This is a genomic window from Streptomyces sp. YPW6, from assembly GCF_018866325.1.
Classification (GTDB): domain Bacteria; phylum Actinomycetota; class Actinomycetes; order Streptomycetales; family Streptomycetaceae; genus Streptomyces.
Map to the genome: position 1 here is coordinate 750,764 of NZ_CP076457.1, position 19,266 is coordinate 770,029.

The 19,266-nt window shown below is 72.2% G+C and carries 17 protein-coding genes and 3 pseudogenes; 7 read left to right on the forward strand and 13 right to left on the reverse strand.

The features are described from left to right. Positions 1–2: 2 nt before the first annotated feature. The 3 genes from KME66_RS03360 to KME66_RS03370 all read left to right on the forward strand — a co-directional run bounded on the left by KME66_RS03360 (position 3) and on the right by KME66_RS03370 (position 2,514). Positions 3–1,217 (forward strand): acyl-CoA dehydrogenase family protein, encoded by a 1,215-nt coding sequence (locus KME66_RS03360; RefSeq protein ID WP_216318748.1) that lies wholly within the window; start codon positions 3–5, stop codon positions 1,215–1,217. 359 nt (positions 1,218–1,576) lie between these two features. Beyond that, positions 1,577–1,993: an excalibur calcium-binding domain-containing protein gene (locus KME66_RS03365; RefSeq protein WP_367303622.1), complete on the forward strand. Its 417-nt coding sequence runs from the start codon at positions 1,577–1,579 to the stop codon at positions 1,991–1,993. 338 nt (positions 1,994–2,331) lie between these two features. Beyond that, the gene (locus tag KME66_RS03370; RefSeq protein ID WP_073226626.1) at positions 2,332–2,514 is read left to right on the forward strand and encodes a hypothetical protein; all 183 of its coding nucleotides are present in this window, start codon (positions 2,332–2,334) and stop codon (positions 2,512–2,514) included. Between the two features lie 16 nt (positions 2,515–2,530). Here the strand turns inward: KME66_RS03370 and KME66_RS03375 are convergent. Then, a pseudogene (locus tag KME66_RS03375) lies at positions 2,531–3,377 on the reverse strand (IS5 family transposase). A 179-nt stretch (positions 3,378–3,556) separates the two neighbouring features. On the opposite strand from KME66_RS03375, the gene KME66_RS03380 reads away from it, so the two are divergent. Together KME66_RS03380 and KME66_RS03385 are read left to right on the forward strand one after the other, a co-directional pair. Continuing rightward, positions 3,557–4,411, forward strand: a complete 855-nt coding sequence (locus tag KME66_RS03380; protein ID WP_073226629.1) for a hypothetical protein — start codon at positions 3,557–3,559, stop codon at positions 4,409–4,411. Between the two features lie 66 nt (positions 4,412–4,477). Continuing rightward, positions 4,478–6,571, forward strand: coding sequence for an MDR family MFS transporter (locus KME66_RS03385; protein WP_216318753.1), 2,094 nt, complete (start codon positions 4,478–4,480; stop codon positions 6,569–6,571). A gap of 45 nt (positions 6,572–6,616) precedes the next feature. On the opposite strand, the gene KME66_RS03390 is transcribed toward KME66_RS03385, so the two are convergent. From KME66_RS03390 to KME66_RS03405, 4 genes are all read right to left on the reverse strand, one after another. Beyond that, positions 6,617–7,048: a YchJ family protein gene (locus KME66_RS03390; RefSeq protein ID WP_216318756.1), complete on the reverse strand. Its 432-nt coding sequence runs from the start codon at positions 7,046–7,048 to the stop codon at positions 6,617–6,619. A 99-nt stretch (positions 7,049–7,147) separates the two neighbouring features. Next, positions 7,148–7,957: an SAM-dependent methyltransferase gene (locus KME66_RS03395; protein WP_073226635.1), complete on the reverse strand. Its 810-nt coding sequence runs from the start codon at positions 7,955–7,957 to the stop codon at positions 7,148–7,150. 46 nt (positions 7,958–8,003) lie between these two features. Then, positions 8,004–8,240, reverse strand: coding sequence for a DUF397 domain-containing protein (locus KME66_RS03400; protein WP_010058136.1), 237 nt, complete (start codon positions 8,238–8,240; stop codon positions 8,004–8,006). Then, complete coding sequence (locus tag KME66_RS03405) at positions 8,240–9,100, reverse strand: helix-turn-helix transcriptional regulator (RefSeq protein WP_216318758.1); 861 nt, start codon at positions 9,098–9,100, stop codon at positions 8,240–8,242. Before KME66_RS03405 ends, KME66_RS03400 begins: the two co-directional genes overlap by 1 nt. 207 nt (positions 9,101–9,307) lie before the next feature. Here KME66_RS03405 and KME66_RS03410 point away from each other — a divergent pair, with 207 nt between their 5' ends. Further along, a complete protein-coding gene (locus tag KME66_RS03410) occupies positions 9,308–9,784 on the forward strand; it encodes an ATP-binding protein (protein ID WP_073226640.1) in 477 nt (158 codons plus the stop codon). Beyond that, positions 9,778–10,215, forward strand: a complete 438-nt coding sequence (locus KME66_RS03415; RefSeq protein WP_073226642.1) for a hypothetical protein — start codon at positions 9,778–9,780, stop codon at positions 10,213–10,215. Before KME66_RS03410 ends, KME66_RS03415 begins: the two co-directional genes overlap by 7 nt. An 88-nt stretch (positions 10,216–10,303) precedes the next feature. Here the strand turns inward: KME66_RS03415 and KME66_RS03420 are convergent, their stop codons facing one another. The 8 genes and pseudogenes from KME66_RS03420 to KME66_RS03455 form a co-directional block, all read right to left on the reverse strand. Continuing rightward, entirely contained in the window at positions 10,304–11,650 is a 1,347-nt protein-coding gene (locus tag KME66_RS03420) for a 6-phospho-beta-glucosidase (RefSeq protein ID WP_216318761.1), read from the reverse strand. A 125-nt stretch (positions 11,651–11,775) separates the two neighbouring features. Continuing rightward, positions 11,776–13,316 (reverse strand): annotated as a pseudogene (locus KME66_RS33795) (cytochrome P450). Positions 13,317–13,464: 148 nt separating this feature from the next. Next, complete coding sequence (locus tag KME66_RS03430) at positions 13,465–14,079, reverse strand: ATP/GTP-binding protein (RefSeq protein WP_216318767.1); 615 nt, start codon at positions 14,077–14,079, stop codon at positions 13,465–13,467. Continuing rightward, entirely contained in the window at positions 14,060–14,431 is a 372-nt protein-coding gene (locus KME66_RS03435) for a DUF742 domain-containing protein (RefSeq protein ID WP_073226656.1), read from the reverse strand. Before KME66_RS03435 ends, KME66_RS03430 begins: the two co-directional genes overlap by 20 nt. Further along, complete coding sequence (locus KME66_RS03440; RefSeq protein WP_006128841.1) at positions 14,428–14,835, reverse strand: roadblock/LC7 domain-containing protein; 408 nt, start codon at positions 14,833–14,835, stop codon at positions 14,428–14,430. Before KME66_RS03440 ends, KME66_RS03435 begins: the two co-directional genes overlap by 4 nt. Then, positions 14,832–16,481 (reverse strand): ATP-binding protein, encoded by a 1,650-nt coding sequence (locus KME66_RS03445; RefSeq protein WP_216318770.1) that lies wholly within the window; start codon positions 16,479–16,481, stop codon positions 14,832–14,834. Before KME66_RS03445 ends, KME66_RS03440 begins: the two co-directional genes overlap by 4 nt. A 464-nt stretch (positions 16,482–16,945) precedes the next feature. Then, complete coding sequence (locus KME66_RS03450) at positions 16,946–17,452, reverse strand: MarR family transcriptional regulator (protein ID WP_073226662.1); 507 nt, start codon at positions 17,450–17,452, stop codon at positions 16,946–16,948. Then, positions 17,449–19,204, reverse strand: a pseudogene (locus tag KME66_RS03455) (FUSC family protein). Before KME66_RS03455 ends, KME66_RS03450 begins: the two are co-directional and overlap by 4 nt. Between the last annotated feature and the right edge of the window lie 62 nt (positions 19,205–19,266).

Genomic DNA, 19,266 nt, shown 5'->3' on the forward strand with positions numbered 1-19,266 from the left:
GCATGAGCTTCTTCTCCCTGGCCCTCACCGAGGAGCAGCGGGATCTGCGCGACTGGGTGCACGGCTTCGCCGCTCAGGTGGTCCGCCCGGCCGCGGCCGAGTGGGACGCCCGGGAGGAAACCCCCTGGCCGGTGATCCAGGAGGCTGCCCGGATCGGCCTGTACGGCTTCGAATCGCTCGCCGACCTGTACGGGGACCCCACGGGGCTCTCCCTCCAGATCGCCAACGAAGAGCTCTTCTGGGGCGACGCGGGCATCGGTATGGCCCTGTTCGGCACCTCCCTCGCGGTCGCCGGAATCTTCGCCTCCGGCACTCCGGACCAACTCGCCGAGTGGGTGCCGCAGTGCTTCGGCGACGAGGACGACCCGAAGGTCGCCGCGTTCTGCGTCTCCGAGCCGGGGGCCGGGTCCGACGTCTCGGCGATGACGACGAGGGCCCGCTACGACGAGGCGGCCGACGCGTGGGTGCTCTCCGGCCAGAAGGCCTGGATCACCAACGGCGGCATCGCCGAGGTCCATGTCGTCGTCGCCTCGGTCGACCCCTCGCTCGGCTCCCGGGGCCAGGCGGCGTTCATCGTGCCGCCCGGCACGAAGGGCCTCACGGTCGGCCGTACGGTCAAGAAGCTCGGCCTGCGTGCCTCGCACACCGCGGACCTCTTCCTGGACGAGGTCCGGGTCCCCGGTCACTGCCTGCTCGGCGGAAAGGAGAAGCTGGACGCCCGCCTCGCCCGGGCCCGCGAGGGCGGCCCCGCCAAGGGCCAGGCCGCCATGGCGACGTTCGAAGTCAGCCGCCCGACGGTGGCCGCGCAGGCGCTCGGCATCGCGCGGGCCGCCTACGAGTACGCCCTCGAATACGCCGGTGAGCGCGAGGCGTTCGGCAGGCCGATCATCGAGAACCAGTCGATCGCCTTCGCGCTGGCGGACCTCCGTACCGAGATCGAAGCCGTACGTCTGCTGATCTGGCAGGCCGCCTGGATGGCCCGCAACGACCGCGCCTTCGACGCGGGCCAGGGCTCCATGTCGAAACTCCGCGCGGGTGAACTCGCCGTCGCCGCGACGGAGAAGGCGGTCCAGATCCTGGGCGGCGCGGGCTACAGCCGGGAGCACCCGGTCGAGCGGATGTACCGCGACGCGAAGATCTACACCATCTTCGAGGGGACCAGCGAGATCCAGCGTCTCGTCATCGCGCGGGCGATCTCGGGACGCCAGATCCGCTGACCGGGCGGCGAGCGGACGCACGAGGAGGGTGCCCTGCGCACGCACGGCACACACGGTCACACACCGGGAGGGTGCCCTCCGCATACACAGCGCACCCCGGGAGGCGCTGTCCTCCGCGTGCGCAGGACACACCCCATCCCTCCCCCACCCTTTGGTCACAACTCCATCACCACCGGAACAACTCGCTCCCGGGAGTTTCGCCGGGTCACTACGGTCGGTCCTCCGCACAGCACCCTGGGGGGACCATGGAGTGGAACAGTCCGCAGCACCCGTCGCGTCAGCCCGGCTGGGGCCAGGGCGGCGGCTTCACACCGCAGCCGCCGCCGACGGGTGGTCCGCGGTGGGCACGGAAGCGTGTCGTGCTCCCGGCAGCCGGCGCGCTGTTCGTGCTCGGTGTCGGGATCGGCGCCACGGGTGAACAGCCGCAGGAAGTGCGCACGGTCGCGGCGAAGACGACACCCGGGCCGACCGTCACGGTCACGGAGACGGCGACGGTCACGGTGACCGCGTCGCCCGAACCCGCCCCGACCGTGACGAAGGTCAAGAAGGTGCGGGTCACGGTCACCGCCGCTCCCCCGGAACCGGATCCGGAGCCCGCGGAGAAGCCCGTCGCGCGGGACGACTCCACCGGCGGCAGCGGTGGCTCCGGCGGCACATCGGCGTACTACAAGAACTGCGATGCGGTGCGTGCCGCCGGTGCCGCACCCATCCGGTCCGGCCAGCCCGGCTACGGACGGCACTTGGACCGTGACGGCGACGGAGTGGGCTGCGAATAGGGTCCGCTGAGATGTGATTCTCGTCGCCCCGGACGCGTGCGCCGCCGCCAAACCGACGTCCCGCTCACCGCGTTCCCGGCCGGACGCGCCCAGCCCTCCACCGCTCCGGTCGCGACGGACGCGCCCGGCCTCTTCATCCCGCCGCACGCCGTCCACGTGCGGCAACGGGATGTCCGGACCGCTCTGCGGCGCCGAGAGGCGGCCACGGGGTGAAGGGGCGCACCGGGCGGCAGGGCAGGGCTCCGGCGGCGTTTCGCCGTCGGAGCCGGGGCGGCCCGTGGCGGGCCCCACACGTCCGACCGGCCGCCGCACCGCATCCGTGCCACTAGCCTCTTCACATGACCTCCACTTCGACCGAGCCGACGCCTGCCCGCCCGCTGGTTGAGCTGAACGCGAAGATCCGTGCTCTGGTCGCCGCCGGCGGTGTGGTGTCGCCGGAGGGCCGCCGGGAGTACGAGCGGCTCCTCGTCGAGTGGGTGGCGGCCGTACGGGGCGGCGGCGCGGAAGCCGTCCGCCCCTAGAGATCGTCTTCAAAGGTCAGATCCAGAGCATGATGGAGGCGATGGTGACGGCCGCCTGGTAGGACTCGCGGGTTTTGTCATAGCGGGTGGCCAGTCCGCGCCACTGCTTGAGGCGGTTGAAGCAGCGCTCGACGACGTTGCGGCGGCGGTAGATGCACCGGTCGAAACCGGGCGGCCGTCCGCCGCGTGTGCTGCGGTTCAGCCGGCCCAGGATCTGGTCGGCGCGTTCGGGGATCGTGTGGGGGATGCCGCGTCGTCGCAGGTAGGCGCGGATCTTTCGAGAGCTGTAGCCCTTGTCGGCGACCACGTGGTCGGGCCGGGAGCGTGGACGCCCGGACCCGACTCTGGGCACGCTGATCGAGTCCATCACCTTCTCGAGGCGGGTGCAGTCGTTGGCGTTGCCGCCCGACAGGACGAAGCCGAGAGACGGCCGCGCCCGTCGCAGGCCAGGTGGACCTTCGTGCTCAGTCCACCACGGGATCGGCCGAGGGCGTGATCACCCGCTTCGTCCCTGTCGACCGCCCCCTTTTGCCGCCGGCGGCATGCTGGTGGGCCCGAACGATGGTGGAGTCGACCGACACCAGCCAGTCGATGTCCCCGGCCGCGTCCTTCTCCGCCTGGACGGCCCGCAGCATGCGCGAGAACGTCCCGTCCAGCGCCCACCTGCGAAAACGTGTGTACAAGGTCTGCCAGGAGCCATAACGTTCCGGCACATCACGCCAGGCTGATCCGGTCCGCAGCTTCCACACGATGCCGTTCAGTACCAGCCGGTCGTCCGAACGAGGCCGCCCCGCAGTCCCCGAACTCGGCAGCAACCGCGACAGCACAGCCCACTCGGCATCCGAAAGCTCATGACGACGCACCATGACAAGCATGATCCCTCATCACCTGATCACCTTTGAAGACGATCTCTAGGGCGACGGGTGCCGCCGCCGGACCGGGTACGACGGAAGGCGTCCGGCCGCAGGGCGGCGGATGCGGCCGCCGGACCGGGTACCGGCGACAGTGATCGTCCGTTCCGTCCTCACCCCGGGAGCACCCCATGACCGACGCGTCCCCCGCCGGCGCACGCCGCCCCTCCCTCCTGCTCGTCACCGACCTCGCGTACGAGGCGCGCGGCCGCCGCTACTGCGACGAGGACATCTACCTCTCCTCCCGGCTCCGCGAGGCCTACGACGTCGCGCTCTGCCACCCCCGGGACGCGGGCGCGCTGCTGGCCGGGTTCGACACCGTGCTGGTCCGCAACAGCGGGCCGGTGCTGCACTACCGGGAGGCCCACGACGCCTTCCTCGCACGGGCCCGGGAGCTGGGGGCAGCGGTCTACAACCCGCTGGACGGGCGCGGCGACATGGCGGGCAAGGAGTATCTCGTCGAGATGTCCGCGGCGGGTCTCCCGGTCATCCCGACGGTGGACCGGGCGGCGGACCTGGCAGGACTGCCCGACGCCCCCCGGTACGTGGTGAAGCCGAAGCTGGGGGCGGACTCGGCCGGGCTGCGCTTCGTCACCGCGGCGGAGGCCCGCACCGAACTGGAGACGGCGGCCGAGGGCTCCCTCCTCGTCCAGCCGCGGATCGACTTCCGGCACGAGGTGTCGTTCTACTTCGTCGACCACGACTTCCAGTACGCGCTGTATGCTCCCGACCCGGAGCGGCGCTGGGTGCTGGAACCGTACGCGGTGGGCCCCGAGGACCTGGAGTTCGCCCGGCGCTTCATCGCCTGGAACACCCTCGACCACGGGATCCAGCGGGTCGACGCCTGCCGGACGGCGGACGGCGCGCTGCTGCTGGTCGAGTTGGAGGACCTCAATCCGTATCTGTCGCTCGACCGGGTCGGCGAGGACGTCCGGGAGGCGTTCGTGGCCCGGCTGAAGACGTCGATCGCCTCACTGCCCCGCTGAGGCCCCACCGCCCCGTCCGGCCCGTTCCCGCATGCGGGGGCGCACGGAGGGTGTGAGGGTGCAGGGGTGACGACTGCCAGCGGCCAAGCGCCCGCCACACGGAGTGCCTCCGCGCCGCCGCCCGTGCTCGACCGGCGGCGGCGCAACATCGTCTTCGCGACGATCGTCCTCGGCATGCTGCTCGCGGCACTGGACCAGACGATCGTGGGCACGGCCCTGCCGACGATCGTCTCGGACCTGGGCGGCGCGGCGCACATGTCGTGGGTGGTCACCGCGTATCTGCTGGCCGAGACCGTGGCGACCGTGCTGGTCGGCAAGTTCGGCGACCTGTTCGGGCGGAAGCTGGTCTTCCAGGTCTCGGCGGTCGTCTTCATCACGGGATCGTTCCTGTGCGGCCTCGCCTCGGACATGCTGCTGCTGATCATCTGGCGGGGTATGCAGGGCATCGGCGCGGGCGGTCTCATGGTCACGTCGATGGCGCTGATCGCGGATGTCATCCCGCTGCGCGAGCGGGGCAAGTACCAGGGCGCGATCGGAGCGGTCTTCGGTATCTCCACCGTCATCGGACCGCTGCTCGGCGGGCTGTTCACCGACCATCTGACCTGGCGCTGGGCGTTCTACGTCAATGTGCCGATCGCCATCGTGGTGGTCATCGCCGCCGCCCGGAACATCCCGTCGGTGAAGGCCGCGGGGCGGCCGGTGATCGACTACACCGGTATCGCGCTGGTCAGCATCGGGGCGAGCGCGCTGATCCTGGCGACGAGCTGGGGCGGCAACGAGTACGCCTGGGGTTCGGCGGTGATCATCGGTCTCTTCGTGGGCGGGCTGATCGCGCTCGCCCTGTTCTGCGCCGTGGAGACCCGGGCGAAGGAACCGATGCTGCCGATGCGGCTGTTCCGGAACCCGGTGTTCACCGTCTGCTCGATCCTCAGCTTCATCGTGGGCTTCGCGATGCTCGGCTCGATGATCTTCCTGCCGACCTATCTCCAGTACGTGGACGGGGACTCGGCGACGCTGTCGGGGGTGCGGACGCTGCCGCTGGTCGCCGGTCTGCTGGCCGCGTCGATCTTCAGCGGCAACGTGGTGAGCAAGACGGGCCGCTACCGCGTCTTCCCGATCGTGGGGACGCTGGTGATGGCGGCCGGGCTGTTCCTGCTGTCCCGGATGGGGCCGGGGACCGGCGTGTGGCTGGAGTCCCTCTACATGGTGGTGCTGGGGCTCGGCATCGGGCTGGCCATGCAGGTGCTGACCATCGCCGTGCAGAACACCGTCGACTACGAGGACCTGGGCACGGCGACCTCGGGCGTGACGTTCTTCCGTACGCTGGGCAGCGCTTTCGGCACGGCGGTGTTCGGCACCATCTACGCCAACGCGCTGAAGCCGAACCTCGCCGACGGCGTCGCGCGGGCGGTCGCCGCCGGCGGCGATCCCGCGGTCCTGGCCGATGCCTCGCAGAGCCCGCAGGCCGTGCACGCGCTGCCCGCCGCCCAGTCGGAGCCGCTGGCCCAGGCCTACGCGGACACCCTGCACACGGTGTTCCTGTGGACGGTGCCCGTCGCGCTGATCGGGTTCGTCATCGCGCTGTTCCTGAAGGAGGTGAAGCTGCGGGACTCGGCACGGCTCGGTTCGACGGACATGGGCGAGGGCTTCGCCCAGCCGGGCAGCGGGGACTCGGCGAAGGTGCTGGAGTACTCCGTGGCCACGATCCTGCACGGCGCGGGTCCGGAGACCGCCCGGCGGATCACCGCCGAGTCCGACACCCGGCTGGACATGGCGGGGGCCTGGGCGGTGATGCAGGTGGACCTGTTCACCCGGATGGTCGGCCATGCGGGCCTCGGGCTGATCGCGGCCCGGCACCGCATCCCTCCCGAGGTGCTGGTGCCCGTCTTCGACCGGATGATCGAAGAGGGCTATCTGACGGGCGACGGGCGGATCTTCTCGCACACGGCGGCGGGCCGGCGGGAGGCCGCGGTGATCTCCGACGCCTGGGGCCGCTGGCTCAACGACCGCCTGGCCGAGGACGGCGCACGCCCCGACGACCGTCAGCTGAGGGCCACCGTCGACGTGATCGCCAAGCGGCTGCTGGCGGAGGACCTGGCCCAGGAGCTGTCCCCCGCGGCCGGCTCCGGCGGATCGTCGCGGGTGGGAGCCCCGGTCTGACCGGTGCGCACCGGGGCCGGCCGGACGGACGCGTACGCCCCGGGGTCAGTCGACGAAGACGGCCGTCGTGTAGACCCAGGCGCCCTCGTGCCGGGCGAAGCGGCTCTTCTCGTGGAGGGAGTCGGGGCGCCCGTCGTCGGTGTAGTGGGCGCGGAAGGTGACCGTTCCGGTGGAGTGGAAGGCGCTGCCCTCGGTGGTGTCCAGGATCTCCAGGCCCACCCAGCGCATCGACGGGTCGAAGTCGACGCCGGGCGGCCGGGTCTCGGGGTGCCAGGTGCGCAGCAGATACGCCGCGTCCTGGACGACGAAGGCCGCGTACCGGGAGCGCATCAGGGTCTCGCAGGTCGGCGCGGCGGCGCTGCCGGAGTGGAACCGCCCGCAGCACTCCCCGTAGGCGGCGGGCAGGCCGCAGGGGCACGGGGTGGTGGCGGCGATCCGCGGGGTGGCTCCCCGGGGCCGGGAGGTACGTCGTGACATGGGTCCATTGTGACGGGTGGCGGCCCGGAGCCTCGTACGGGCCGTGGTTCGCCTGCCTGCCGGACCCGCCCGTGCGCGGGCCGGCCGGCAGGACCGGCGTCAGGGCTTGCGCGCGACGCCCGCGTAGCCGGGGATCGGCTCGTCGCCGGGTACGTCGATGACCTCGCCGAGTCCGGGGTGCCAGTCCGCCGAGAGCGAGACGCCGGGATCGACCAGTTCGAGACCGTCGAAGAACGCCGTCAGTTCGGCCCGGCTGCGGGGCCGCAGCGTCATCCCGCGCGCCCGGTACATGGCCCGGGCCTGCGCGGCGCCCTCCGGGTTGAAGTCTCCGGTGGTGTGCGAGAGCACCAGATAGCTGCCGGAGGGGAGCTGGTCGACCAGCTTGCCGACCAGCTCGGCGGCGCCGTCCTCGTCGTCGATGAAATGCAGCAGGGCCAGCAGCGACAGGGCGATCGGCCGGTCGAAGTCCAGGACCTTCCCCGCCTGCGCCAGGATGGTCTCGGGCCGGCGGGCGTCCGCCTGGATGTACTCGGTGGCGCCCTCGGGCGTCGAGCGGAGCAGGGCCGCCGCGTGGGCCAGCACGATCGGGTCGTTGTCGCAGTAGACGACGCGTGCCTCGGGGGCCGCCCGCTGGGCGATCTGGTGGAGGTTCGGCTCGGTGGGTATGCCCGTGCCGATGTCCAGGAACTGGCGCACACCGCGCTCGGCGAGCCAGCGGGTCGCCCGGTGCATGAACGCCCGGTTGACCCGGGCCATGTCGCGGCCGCGCGCGTCCAGGGTGAGCAGTTGCCGTGCCATCTGTTCGTCGACCGGGTAGTTGTCCTTGCCGCCGAGGAACCAGTCGTACATGCGGGCCGGATGCGGCCTGCTGGTGTCGATCTCGAGGGAAGGGGGTTCTTGCCCGGTCATTGGCGCGCTCCGTGGTCAGAGGTCCGTGGCGAGGAGGGGCGGGATGTCAGGTGAGCAGGAAGTCGGCCTGGCCGGCCTTGGCGCCCTGGATGAACGCGGCGATCTCGCCGTTGGAGTAGATGAGAGCCGGGCCGTCCGGATCGGCGGACTGGCGGACGGCGACCCGCCCGTCGGCGAGCTTCATCGCCTCGATGCAGTTGCCGCCGTTCCCGCCGCTCCACGGCTTGTACCAGCCCTCGGAGCCGAGGTCACCGGCCGGCATGCCGTTGTATATGTGGTTCATCACAGCTCCTTGCGGAAGTCCCGGAGGATTTCCTTCGTGCGTTGTGCAGTTGCGGCCTGAGCCGCCATGCGGTCCATGACTTCGAGGTAGGAGGCCACCTCGGGGCGCGCGTCGAAGTAGACGGCACCGGTCAGGTACTCGCTGTAGACCATGTCGGGGAGTTCGGGAACGGCGAACCGGAAGAGGACGAAGGGGCCGTAGGTTCCCGGGTGGTGGCCGGAGGCGAACTCCGCGATCTGCAGCGTGACATGGGAGAGCTCGGTCGCTTCGAGCAACTTGTCGATCTGCCCGCGCATCACCCGTGCGCTCTCGACGGGCCGCCGCAGCACGGTCTCGTCCATGATCACCCAGAGCCGGGGGGCGTCCTCCTTGGCGAGCAGCGACTGACGCTCCATCCGCAGCGCCACATGGCGCTCGATGTCCTCGGGCCGCGTCTGGTCGACCGCCCCGGTCCGCATCACGGAGCGGGCGTAGTCCTCGGTCTGGAGCAGTCCGGGCACGAAGTGCGGCTCGTACATGCGCAGCAGGCTCGCGGCGCCCTCCAGGCTGACGTACATGCTGAACCAGTCGGGCAGCACATCGTGGAAACGCTGCCACCAGCCCGGCCGGTTCGCCTCCTCCGCCAGGTCCACGAAGGCCTCGGCCTCCTGGTCGGCGACGCCGTACTCCTTCAGCAGGAGCTGGACGTAGGGGATCTTGAGCCCGACCTCGGCCGTCTCCATTCTGCGTATGGTCGCGGGGGCGACGCGGAGGACCTTCGCCGCCTGGTCACGGGTCAGACCGACACGCTCGCGCAGATCCTGCAGGCGCTTGCCGAGAACGACCTGGCCCACGGTCGGGGCGGACCGCGGTTCGCTCACTTCAGACCTCCCCATGCGCTGTTTTGCGAGCAGTGTGCCATGCGTGCGCCCCCAACGACACAGTCACTCTGGAAATTTCAGAGTGCCCCTTGCCAAGTGTCATCGTCGGGGGGAGAGTTGACCTCCGAACCAGTTCGCTCAGTCATGCGCGCCCCCGAGCACCCGGGGAACGAAGCGTGACGCAGCCCCCACTGTGAGGAATCGGTCGTGGCACCTGGCAGTGCGCTCATCCCCCGGCTCGCGGACCTCAGCCCCGGGACGGAGGCGCTCCGTTACTGCTTCGCGCTGCCGGCGCACCCCGAGTCGGTGGCGGGTGCGCGGGAGCTGACGCGAACGCGGCTGGACGCCTGGCAGCTGGGCCGGGACGTGGGGGACGCGGCGGTTCTCATCGTCTCGGAGCTGGTGACGAACGCGGTCGTGCACACCGCGAGCACCCGGGTGGTCTGCGAGCTGAGCCGGTTCGGCGAACGGCTGCGGATAGCCGTGCAGGACCAGGGACATCCCTCGTGCGGCCCGCGGCTGCGCGCCTCCTCCGACGACGAGCACGGCCGTGGCCTGGTCCTCGTCGACGCGATGAGCAGCGCCTGGGGGGCGCACGACGCCCAGGATTCCTCGGGTCGCATCGTGTGGGCGGAGCTGTCGCACGGAGTCGAGCAGCCGTCCGGCACGGAGCGGCCATGTTGAGGAACGCGCTGTCCCGGCTGCGCTCGGCGCACCGGGGCCGGACGCCCGAACAGGCCCGCGGCGGACGGGTGCGCCTGGCGCTGCCGGCCTCGATGTCGGCGACGCTGGGCTGCGACGCGGTCGGGGTGCCCGCCCGGCACGGCTTCCGGCTCATGTCCCATCTGCCGCGCACCGGTTGTGTCTTCGCCGACGCCGACCGCTGGTGGTGGATCGTCCCGGCCGGCTCCGACCTGGATCTGGACTGGCCCGAGCAGGTGACGTACGCACGCGACGCGGCCGTGCCCGGCGGGCGGCCGCGGTTGATCCACTCACCGGACGCCCTGACTCCCTACACCCCGCCCATCCCGCTGTTCCTGATGGTCTGCCAGGTGACGGGGGTGGCCCCGAGCTGGGCCGCCCTCGGTTCCCGGAGCGTCGTGTCCGCGCCGTAGCGGCCTCGGCGAGCGGGCACAGAGCCCACGGCCGAACGAGCCGGGCCCGGTCAGGTCGGGCCCGTCTCGTTCGGCCGTGCCCTGCGGATCAGCCCCGGTCGAGGTACGCGAGCCCCGGGTGGACGTCGGTGTACCGGTCGAGCAGCCGCCGGGCCACCGTCACGGAGTCGACGAGCGGGTGCAGGGCGAAGGCCTGGACGGCCGCCGCGCGCGACCCGCTCCCGGCCGCCTCCAGCACCGCCCGTTCCACGGCCTTCACCGCGGTGACGAGGCCGACCGCGTGGTACGGCAGCGGCGAGACGGTCACCGGGTGGGCCCCGTTGGCGTCGACGAGGCAGGGCACCTCCACGACGGCGTCCGCGTCCAGGACCGACAGCGTGGTGCGGTTGCGGACGTTGAGGATCAGGGAGGTGCGTTCGTTGCGGGCGACGGCCCGCATCAGGGCGAGCGCGACCTGCTCGTAGCCGCCGGACTCCAGGTCGCTCTCCTCCCGCTCCCCCGCCCCGGCGACCTCGCGGTTCTCCGCCATGTAGGTCGCCTCGCGTTCGGCACGGGTGCGGTCCCAGGCGGCCCGGGCGGGCGTGCCGGGCCGGCGCATCCGGGCGTAGAAGTCCTCCTGCTGGACCCGGAGGAACGCGCCCCGGGTCTGCTCCGCCTCCTGGTAGGCGCGGACGGCCTCGCGGTTGGCGTAGTAGTAGTGGAGGTACTCGTTGGGGACCGCGCCCAGCGACCTCAGGAGTTCCGTGCCGAAGAGGCGGCCCTCCTCGAAGGATGCGAGGAGGGCCGGGTCGGCCAGCAGCCGGGGCAGTTCGTCGCGCCCGTCGACGTACAGCCCCTGCACCCACCCGAGGTGGTTGAGCCCGGCGTAGTCGGTCCAGGCCCGGTCCGGGTCGGCGCCCAGCACGCGGGCGACGCGCCGGGCGAGACCGACCGGCGAGTCGCAGATCCCGATGACCCGGTCGCCCAGGTGGCGGGACATGGCCTCGGTGACCAGGCCCGCCGGGTTGGTGAAGTTGATGACCCAGGCCTGTGGGGCGGTACGGGCGATGCGCCGGGCGAGGTCGAGGGCGACCGGGACGGTGCGCAGCCCGTACGCGATGCCTCCGGCCCCGACGGTCTCCTGGCCGAGCACGCCCTCGTCGAGGGCCACCCGTTCGTCGGCGGCGCGGCCCGCGAGGCCGCCGACGCGAATGGCGGAGAAGACGAAGTCGGCGCCGCGCAGCGCCTCGTCGAGCTCGGTGGTGGCGACGACGGCGGGCGCGTCGGCGATGTCCCGGGCCTGTTCCGCGAGGACGCGGGCGATGGCGGTGAGCCGGTCGGCGTCGGAGTCGTACAGCGTGACCCGCGAGACGCGGCCCTCGGCGTGGTCGCCGAGGAGGGCCCCGTACACGAGAGGCACCCGGAATCCGCCACCACCGAGAATTGTCAGCTTCACGCTGCTCGATGGTACGGGCAGGACGCAGCCGTGCGGGCCGGGCCGCGCCCGGCCCGCCGCACGACGCGGCGGCCCCGGCCCGTGGGCGTAGCCGGGGCCGCCGCGGCCGGAGGGCCGACGGCGGGTCAGTAGCCGTTCCACCAGCGCGTGACCGCCTGCCAGAGCCGGGCGGGGCGGCCGGGCGGCGCTGGCCCGGGATCGTCGCGACCGGCGCCGCTCCGGGAGCGAGGGGGGCGGCGGGGGCCGGGGCAGTGCCCGGGGCGTGGGCGGGTTCGGCTCCGGCGGTGTCGTCCCGGGGCTCGGGGACGGTCCGGGCCGGGGAGGAGACCTCCCAGGCCTCGGCGGGGCGGGGGGTGCGGGCCATCACGGAGAGCGGGTCGGCGTCCAGCTTCTGCTGGGAGCCGGGGGCGAACGTCACCGGCAGCTCCACCAGGTGGCGGGACATGATGTTGCCGACCCAGCGCAGCTCGCTCTCCCCCACCCCGAGCTCCAGGTCGGGCAGGCGCATCAGCAGCGCGTCGACGCCGACATCGGCGATGGCCCGGCCGATGTCCTGTCCCGGGCACTCGTGGGGGCCGCCGCTGAAGGCGAGGTGGGCCCGGTTGCCGCCCATGTCGGCGTTGAGGTCGGGGCGGACGGTGGGGTCGGTGTTGGCCGGGGCGATCCCGACCAGGAGGGCGTCGCCCGCCTTGATCTGCTGACCGCCCAGCTCGGTGTCACCGACCGCCCAGCGGCCGAAGACGGCGGTGAACGGCGGCTCGTCCCAGAGGGTCTGCTCGACCGCCTCGGGGACGGTCATGTGCCCGCCGCTGAGCCGGGCGCGGAAGCGCGGGTCGGTCAGGACCATCCGCAGCACGTTGGCGATGAGGTTGGCGGTGGACTCGTACGCGGCGATGAGGATGAGGCGCAGGTGTTCGACGACCTCGATGTCGGTCATCGTCGCGGGGTGCTCGACCAGCCAGCTGGCGAAGTCGTGGGCGGGTTCGGCGCGGCGGCGCTCGACCAGGCGGGTCAGCACGGCCACGATGTGGGCGTTGGAGGCCACGGCGGTCTCGGTGCCGCGGGTCATGTCGCGGGCAGCCTGGACGAGGCGCTCGTCGTACTCCTCGGGCATGCCGAAGATCGCGCACATCACCATCATCGGCAGGTGCTCCGCGAACTGGCTGACCAGGTCGGCGGTGCCCTTCTCGCAGAAGTCGTTGACCAGGCGGTTACTGAAGCGGTTGATGTGGCGGCGCACGCCGCGGGTGTCGATGCGCTCCATGCTGTCGGTGACCGCGCCGCGCTGCCGCTCGTGCTTCGCGCCGTCGGCGAAGACGCAGACGGGCTGCCAGGTGAAGATCGGGGCGAGCGGGTGGTCGGGGGCGACGCTGCCGTCCTGGAGGGCCCGCCAGCGCCGCGAGTCCCGGGAGAACTGCGACGGCGTGCGGGTGAGGTGGAGGTTCTCGCTGTGGCCGAGGACGAGCCAGGCGGGGACGTCGCCGTGGAGCAGGACGGGGGCGACGGTGCCGTGTTCGGCGCGGAGCTTGTCGTAGAGGCCCGCGGGGTTGTTCTCCGCCTCGGGGCCGTGGAGCCGGCGCAGTCCGCCGGGGCCGATGTCGAGGTTGTGGGCCGGGCACTGGGGCGGGGGCACGGTGCCGGGTTCGTGGTGGAAGGGGGTTGTCACGGGAGCTCCAGGGATCAGGATTCCAAGGCTGGTGCACAAGCGGGCGGAGGTGACGGGGCGTTCGGGCGCGGACCGGGCCGGGGGCGTACGCCGGGGGCGGCGCGCCTCCGGCCCGGTACCGGCGCCGGGCCCCGGAGGGACGGGGACGTCAGGTGAGGGGGACGGCCAGGCCGTGCAGGTAGCGCATCAGGGTCATCAGCACATCGCGGCTGGAGGCCCGCAGCCGGGCGTCGCAGTCGATCATCGGTACCTCGTCCGGCAGGTCGAGGGCTCTGCGCAGGGCCTCGACCGGGTGGTGCGGTGCGTCGGGGAAGGTGTTCACGGCCACGACGAACGGCACGCCGCGCTCCTCCAGCCGTCCGATGACGTCGAAGCTGACTTCGAGGCGTCTCGTGTCGATGAGGACGACCGCACCGAGGGCGCCCTCGAACAGGCCGTTCCACAGGAACCAGAAGCGTTCCTGGCCGGGGGTGCCGAACAGATAGAGGATCAGTTCCTCGCTGAGGCTGATCCGTCCGAAGTCCATGGCGACGGTGGTGGCGGTCTTCGTCTCCACCCCGGCGTTGTCGTCCACGCCGACGCCGGCCTGGGTCATGGTCTCTTCGGTCGTCAGCGGCCGGATCTCGCTCACCGAGCCGACCATGGTCGTCTTGCCGACGCCGAACCCTCCGACGATCACGACCTTCACCGCGGCGGTGGCCGTGGTGGGGAGGACGTCCTCGGTACGGGGTCCGGTGATCGTGTCAGAGCTTCTGAAGTCCATGCATCACCGCTTCGAGAAGGGACCTGTCGGGGAGGGCCGCGCGGACGATCGGCGCGCGCGACTCGATGAGCTCGGTGGCGAGGAGGTCGCTCAGGAGCGAGGTAACCACGCTGAAGGGCAGGCCGAGGTAGGCCGAGATCTCGGCGACGGACAACGGGGCCTGGCAGAGGCGCAGGATCGCGGCCTGCTCGGGCTGGAACGTCGGCGAGGGCTCCGCCTGCGCGACGACCATCGTGACCAGGTCGAGCGCGGCCCGTTCGCTGTCGTCGAGATCGCCGGTGATCACGTACAACCGTTCCGGATCGAGGAGGTCCGGGTCGGCCTTGCGGCGTTCTCGTCGAGGTCCACTCATCCGGACTGCCCGCCGTGGCGGGGCGGGCTGGTCAGATGGGCTCCGATTCGCACGACCATGTCCCGCATCCGGGCCCCGACGAGTCCGGCGTCCACGGTCTCACCGGCCAGGACCGCGAGATACGCGCCGGTGCCGGCGGCCATCAGGTAGAAGAACCCGCCCGTGACTTCGATGACCACGAGCTTCATCAGTCCGTCGCTGTACGGGATCTCGGTGGCCACCGCGGCGGCCAGGCTCTGCAGTCCGGCGCAGGCCGCCGCGAGCCGGTCGGCGACGTCCGGGTCGCCGCCGTGCATCGCGATGCGCAGGCCGTCCGACGAGAGCACCACGATCTGGTGGATGCTCGGAACGTCGTCGGCCAGTTCCTTGAGCATCCAGTCCATGTTTCCCCGCTGCTGGATCACTTCAGGTCTCCCTTGTCCCACGCGTCATCGGAGTCTTCGCCGTGCTTTCGTTCCTGCGGTACGCCGTTGACCGCCTTGGTGAAGGCCTCCAGCCAGAGGCCGGGGGGCTTCTCCTCGCCGCGTCCGCCGTCCTCGCCGTCGCCCGGTCCGGGCTGGAAGGGGTCCGCGGGGGCCGGGGGCGGCGTGGGCGGCTGCTGCGGCAGGTTGTGCGAGCCCAGCGGGGCACGGCCCCGGCTGCGGCGCTGCGGCAGCCCGTTCTCGGTCCACTCGGTGACCACGGGAACGTCGTCCTCCATGGCGGCCGCGGGAGGGGCCGGGCGCGAGGCGGCCGCGGGGGCGCCCGTGGCGACCGGTGCGGCCGCGGACGGCACGGGGCCGGTGGCGGCGGGCTTGGGCTTGGGCTTGCGCTTGGCGGGCGGCGGCACCACGTGCTGGAGCTGCGACATGTCCAGGGAACTGGTGGGCCGGGAGGTCGCGCCGATGCCGTGGGCGATGCCCGGGGCGGGCCCGGTGGTGATCATCTCGCGCGGCACGATGAGGACGGCGCGGACGCCGCCGTAGGCCGACTGCCGAAGCGACACCTGGAGCTGGTACATGCGGGAGAGCCGGCCGACGACGGCCATGCCGAGGCGCGGGGACTCCCCGAGGTCGTTCATGTTGATGCCGGCCTGGGCCTGGGCGAGCATGTTCTCGGCGCGGGCGCGGGCCTCCTCGCTGAGGCTGACGCCGCCGTCCTCGATCTCGATGGCGATGCCGGTCTGCACCTCGACCGCGGTGACGTGCACCCGGGTCTGGGGCGGCGAGTAGCGGGTCGCGTTGTCGAGGAGTTCGGCGCAGGCGTGGATGAGCGGTTCGACCGAGGTGCCGACGATGGCGACCTTGGCGATCGAGTGCAGATCGACGCGCTGGTACTCCAGGATGCGGGACATCGCGCCGCGCAGCACGCTGAACAGCGGTACGGGCTTGGGCCACTGGCGACTGGGGCGGGCACCGCCGAGCACGGCGATGGAGTCGGCGAGCCGGCCGATCAGCGCGGTGCCGTGGTCGATGCGCAGCAGGTCGTCGAAGACCTCGGGGTTGCGCCCGTAGTGGTCCTCCATCTCCCGCAGTTCACTGGCCTGCCGGTGCACGATCGCCTGGACGCGGCGGGCGACGCTGACGAAGGCGCGCTGGGCGGAGTCACGCCGGGCCTCCTCGTTGTCGATGACTTCGAGGACCTGGTGGATCTGCTCACGCAGTGCCTTGGGGAGATGGCGGTTGGCCGCGTCCGCGTCGACGATGTCGCGCATCACCTCGTCGGGTGAATTGCCCACGCGCAGCCGCCGGATGGCGGCGGGCATGACGTCCTTGGTGAGCCGTACCGTCTCGGCGTCGTGCGAGAGGATGCGGTGTTCCAGGTAGGCGATGCGCTGTTCGTACTCGGCGCGCTGGACGCGCAGGGCGCGTCGACGGCGGTGGAGCGCCACGGTGAGTACGGCGACCACGAGCGTGGTGATCGCGCCGCACACGGCGACTGGTATCCGAGCGGCCGGTGCGACCAGGGCCGACCCGGCGGCGGTCGCGCCGAGGAGCAGGACCACGGGCAGCAGGACTACGCGGACGACGGGTACTTCTCTGTCGGTCGGCGGTGATTCAACACGGACCATCTAAACCCTCTGGCGGTTGATTCCGGGATGTATGCGCACGTGAGCGGAGACTGTAGGAACAAGCGCTCGAATTCATCTCAACTCGACTTCACTGCGCGTGAGCTTAGCCAGATCAGAACAGTGCTTCGGCATATTCACCCAACCCCCTGCGGAAGCCCGCCGAGGGGAATACACTCGCCAGTTTTTGCACTCAGCGCTGTGAAGCGTGTGCGGGGAGTAGCGAAGGCTGAAAATGGTCGCCCTGCGCCCTGTTGGCGAAGGAGGGAAAGACCTTCTCTCCAGCGAACAAGCCGCTTACACGGCGAAAAGACCCATCATCCGCCCCTGAAACCGCACGGAATCAGCCAGAGGCACAGGTGACCGAACCGGATCGAAAGGAGCAGATTCCCGGCCGACGGAGGGGTGAGGGAGAAAATCGCCGCACTGACGCGTATGCGCCCCCCGCCGCCGGACCGGCGCCGGCCTCAGCGGCGGACACCCCCGAGGCGCCCTTCCAACTGGACGAGCAACTCGCTCAGCCGGGATGCGAGTTCGTCACGGCCGGGCTGGTCGAGACCGGCCAGCACCGAGCGCTCGTACGCCAGTTGCTCGGGCAGCAGCCGGTCGACCAGGGCCCTCCCCTCGTCGGTGAGACGGACATGGGCGACCCGCCGGTCCCGGTCGTCGCCCCGGCGCTCGACGAGGGCGCGGTCCTGCAGGGCGCGCAGCCGTTTGGTGACGGCGGCCCCGGAGGAGAAGGTCTCGCGGGCCAGTTCGCCGGGGGTCAGCTCCCGGTCCGTCCGGCGTACGGCTCCGAGGAGGTCGAACTCGGCGCGGGTCAGCCCGGCGGAGCGCAGCGGGGCGTCCTCCGCCTGCTGGAGCAGGGCGGCGCAGCGGTTGATCCGGCCGATGATCTCCATCGGCCCGGTGTCGAGCCCGGGGTTGACGGTCTGCCACTGCCGGACCACCGATGCAACGATGTCGTCGGTCACTCCGCTCCGATCGCAGGGGCGTGGGCCGTGGGCCCGCGCCGTTGTGCTGTCGCGGCGAGCGTACGGTGTCCGGCCCGCTCGGCCGCGAGAAGACGCTGCTCGGGCAGGGCGCGCTGCCACCATTCGCCCGCGGCGATGTCACCCGCCTCGCGCAGTTCGACGAGGCTCGCGGTGAGCGCCCGGCGGGCCCGGTCCCGCTCCGCGGGCGCGGCCGCGGGTCGGCGCCGGTCCGTTCCGCGGCGGCGCGGGCCCGGTCGGCGGCGTCGAGGGCCCGCTCGACCCGGCCCGTCGCCCGCCGGTTGGTGACAAGGGTCGCCGCCAGGAAGCCGGCGGCCGCGCCGAGGACGGTGTCCAGGACCCGGTCGCCGATCAGCTCCCCGGCGGGATGGGCACCGCCGAACTCCACGACCAGCAGGGCCATCGGGGTCACCGCGACGGTGCCGAGCCAGTAGTTGCGGGTGATGAGGGCCTCGGCGGCGAAGGCGAAGAAGAGGCAGCAGCAGACGAGGGCGAGCGGACCGGTCCGCGACACCGGCAGGACGGCGGCGAAGACGAGCACGCCCAGGAGGTTGCCGAGGGTGCGCTGGAGGGCGCGGTTCCACGACAGGGTGATGTTGGCCTGGCAGAGGGAGGCGGCGGTGACGATCGCCCAGTAGGGACGGCCGACGCCGAGCGCGGCGCAGAGGTACCCGGCGAGCGCGCAGCCGGCCAGGGTGCGGACGGCGACCGGCAGGAGCGGGGATCCGGGGCCGAGGCGGCGCAGCAGGGCGCGGCGGGCCGCGCGGCGGCTCCGCGGGCCCGCAGGGCGGCGCGCTCGGCGTCGATGCCGTGGAGTTCGCCGGCGGTCGCGGGGGCCGTCGGCGGTGCGGGTACGGGGCCCCGGCCCCGGGTCCGGGCGGCCCAGGCGCGCAGCAGCTCCGGTTCCGCCGCTCCGGCCCCGGGCCCCGGTGCGGTGAAGGCCGCTTCGGCGTGCAGCACCAGGCGTTCCAGTGACCGGCGTACGGGGGTGGGGCGCCCGGAGGCGAGCAGGCACTGCCAGGCGGCGTGCACGGCGGCGGCCGCGGCGTTGCGGCGCCGAGGGCCCGGGTCCGCGGCGCCGCCGTCGCCCGGGCCCGGGGCCGCGGCGCAGAGCGCCGCCGCCTCCAGGGCGCGGGCGACGGCCCGGCGCTCGGGCCCGTCGCGGCGGATCAGGGCGGGCGCGAGGGCGACCGCCCAGGCGAACGCGCCGGCGCCGAGGGTCAGGGCGAGGTGGCCGGGCACCTGGCCGAGGCTCTGCGGAGCGAAGAGGGCGGCCGAGCTGACGAACGTGAAGATCACATGACCGGGCGGGCCGATCCGGGAGGCGTCGCACAGCACCTTCTGTCCGGCGGCGAGCAGCGCCCCGACCGCGACGAGCACGGCGGTCGCGTCGGTGAGCGACGCGGTGACCAGGGCGACGGCGAGCCCGGCGGCCATGCCGAGCACCACCCCGGCGACGGCCCGCGCCCGCCGGGCGTACGGCAGGCCGTGACCGTAGAGCGCGCACAGCGACCCGGCCATGGTGTGGAGGGCGAGGTCCGGCCGGCCGGCGGCCAGGAGCGCCAGATGCGGTACGGCGATGGCGACCACGACGCTGAGGGCGGGCTTGAACCAGGTGTCCGAGGGCGGGGAGAGCCTGAGTGCCGGGGCCGACGGGAGACCGCGGACGGCCGGCTGGAGCCGCGGGAGCTTGCGGGCCGAGGGCCTGCGGGGAGGGACAGGTGTATCACTCACCCATACACGTTAACAGGTGTTACACCTGTAAAAGATCTGTCCTCTGTTCGCGCGGCGGCGAC

Coding starts and splice junctions, on each gene's coding strand:
- KME66_RS03360 (WP_216318748.1), top strand. CDS start 3: ATGAGCTTCTTCTCCCTGGCCCTCACCGAGGAGCAGCGGGATCTGCGC.
- KME66_RS03370 (WP_073226626.1), top strand. CDS start 2,332: ATGACCTCCACTTCGACCGAGCCGACGCCTGCCCGCCCGCTGGTTGAG.
- KME66_RS03380 (WP_073226629.1), top strand. CDS start 3,557: ATGACCGACGCGTCCCCCGCCGGCGCACGCCGCCCCTCCCTCCTGCTC.
- KME66_RS03390 (WP_216318756.1), bottom strand. CDS start 7,048: ATGTCACGACGTACCTCCCGGCCCCGGGGAGCCACCCCGCGGATCGCC.
- KME66_RS03395 (WP_073226635.1), bottom strand. CDS start 7,957: ATGACCGGGCAAGAACCCCCTTCCCTCGAGATCGACACCAGCAGGCCG.
- KME66_RS03400 (WP_010058136.1), bottom strand. CDS start 8,240: ATGAACCACATATACAACGGCATGCCGGCCGGTGACCTCGGCTCCGAG.
- KME66_RS03415 (WP_073226642.1), top strand. CDS start 9,778: ATGTTGAGGAACGCGCTGTCCCGGCTGCGCTCGGCGCACCGGGGCCGG.
- KME66_RS03430 (WP_216318767.1), bottom strand. CDS start 14,079: ATGGACTTCAGAAGCTCTGACACGATCACCGGACCCCGTACCGAGGAC.
- KME66_RS03435 (WP_073226656.1), bottom strand. CDS start 14,431: ATGAGTGGACCTCGACGAGAACGCCGCAAGGCCGACCCGGACCTCCTC.
- KME66_RS03445 (WP_216318770.1), bottom strand. CDS start 16,481: ATGGTCCGTGTTGAATCACCGCCGACCGACAGAGAAGTACCCGTCGTC.